Annotated in this window: 1 protein-coding gene and 1 pseudogene; one reads left to right on the top strand and one right to left on the bottom strand. The window is 72.2% G+C overall.

Annotated elements, in window-relative coordinates; translation table 11 throughout:
- Positions 1-1,012: phosphoenolpyruvate carboxylase (locus AC27IO_RS23585; RefSeq protein ID WP_498741090.1), on the bottom strand; the 1,012-nt coding region annotated here is incomplete at its 3' end.
- Positions 1,013-1,166: 154 nt separating this feature from the next.
- Here AC27IO_RS23585 and hemC point away from each other — a divergent pair.
- Positions 1,167-1,929, top strand: a pseudogene (gene hemC / locus AC27IO_RS23580) (hydroxymethylbilane synthase); the annotation flags it as partial.

Raw genomic sequence — 1,929 nt, 5'->3', positions numbered from 1 at the left:
AGCGCTCGGCCAGGGCCTGCATGTCGGGCGAGACCTGCACCAGCCGGGCCGACAGCGACAGCTCGCCGCCCAGGAAGTGCACCTCGGTCAGGTAATGGCGCAGCGCCACCTCGGCCTGCCGGCCCAGCGCCAGCGAGAGCGTGGCCGCGCTGACGTTGGGGTTGCCGTCGCGGTCGCCGCCGATCCACTGGCCCATGCGCAGGAAGCTCGCCACGGGCTGGTTGCCCAGTTCGCGCTCCAGATCGGCATAGATCTTGGGGATCTCGCGCAGGAAGGTCGATTCGTAGTACGACAGCGCGTTCTCGATCTCGTCGGCCACGGTGAGCTTGGTGTAGCGCAGCAGGCGCGTCTGCCACAGCTGGGCCACGCGGGCGCGCAGCCGCGCCTCGTTGGCCGCCAGCTCGCGCGGGGTGAGCGCGTCCTTGGCGCTGTTGTACAGCTGCGCGCGCACCTGGATGTCGCCGCGCTCGGCCAGCAATTGGGCGATGTCGCGCTCGGCATCCAGGATGCTCTTGCGCTGCACCTCGGTCGGGTGGGCGGTGAGCACGGGCGCCACGTAGCTCCTGGCCAGCGTCTGCGAGATGGTGCGCGGCGCGATGCCCGCCCAGCGCATGCGCGCCAGCGCCACCTCGATGCTGCCCTCCTGGGCGCTGCCCGCGCGCTCGTGCACGGTGCGGCGGCGGATGTGGTGGCGGTCCTCGGCCAGGTTGGCCAGGTGGCTGAAATAGGTGAAGGCGCGGATCACGCTGACCGTCTGGTCGCCCGACAGGCCCTTGAGCAGCTTCTTGAGCGCCTTGTCGGCCTCCTGGTCGGCATCGCGTCGAAAGGCCACCGACAGCTTGCGCACCTGCTCCACGAGGTCGTAGGCGGCGACCCCTTCCTGCTCGCGGATCACGTCGCCCAGGATGCGGCCCAGCAGCCGGATGTCCTGGATCAGCGGCAGGTCCTTGTCGGTCCTGCGGGGGGCGGCCGGTGCGGGCGCGGCGTCGGTCTTGCGGGGGGTCGCGTTCATGCGGAAAAGGTCTCCTGCGCGCTCGGGCGCATCATGGACAGAGGGCGGCGGCTGCTGCGGGCCCATGCTAGCATCCCCGCTGCCCGCGCCGCCCGGCGCACCCGCCCCGCGCACCCCCGGCCTTGCGCCCGTGCCCGGCGGCCCTCCTACCGCGATGAACCCCTTCGAAACCCCCACCCATTTCCCCTTCGTGATCGCCACCCGCGAAAGCCGCCTGGCCCTGTGGCAGGCCGAGCATGTGCGCGCCCTGCTGCAGGCACGCGGCCACACCGTGACGCTGCTCGGCATGACCACCAAGGGCGACCAGATCCTGGACCGCACGCTCAGCAAGGTGGGCGGCAAGGGCCTGTTCGTGAAGGAGCTGGAAGTGGCGCTGGAGGAAGGCCGCGCGCACATCGCCGTGCACTCGCTGAAAGACGTGCCGATGGAGCTGCCCGACGGCTTTCACCTGGCCGCCGTGATGGAGCGCGAGGACCCGCGCGATGCCTTCGTCTCGAACCGCTTCGCGCGCCTGTCCGACCTGCCCCAGGGCGCGGTGGTGGGCACCTCCAGCCTGCGCCGCCAGGTGCTGCTGCAGGCCCTGCGGCCCGACCTGAAGATCGAGCCGCTGCGCGGCAACCTCGACACCCGCCTGCGCAAGCTCGATGAGGGGCTGTATGACGCCATCGTGCTCGCCGCCGCGGGCCTGAAGCGCCTGGGCCTGGACGACCGCATCCGCGCCACGTTCGAGCCCGCCGAGATGCTGCCCGCCGCCGGCCAGGGCGCGCTGGGCCTGGAGGTGCGCAGCCATCGGCAGGACGTGATCGCCGCGCTGGCGCCCCTGGCCCACCTGCCCAGCTGGCTGGGCGTGACCGGCCGAGCGCGCCCGTGAGCCGCGCCATGGGCCGGCAGCTGCTCCAGAGCCGCTGGCCGCGCAC

Source organism: Acidovorax sp. KNOB132, assembly GCF_057541515.1.
The sequence above is the reverse complement of the archived record's forward strand: the minus strand, read 5'-3'. Positions and strand labels throughout refer to the sequence as shown.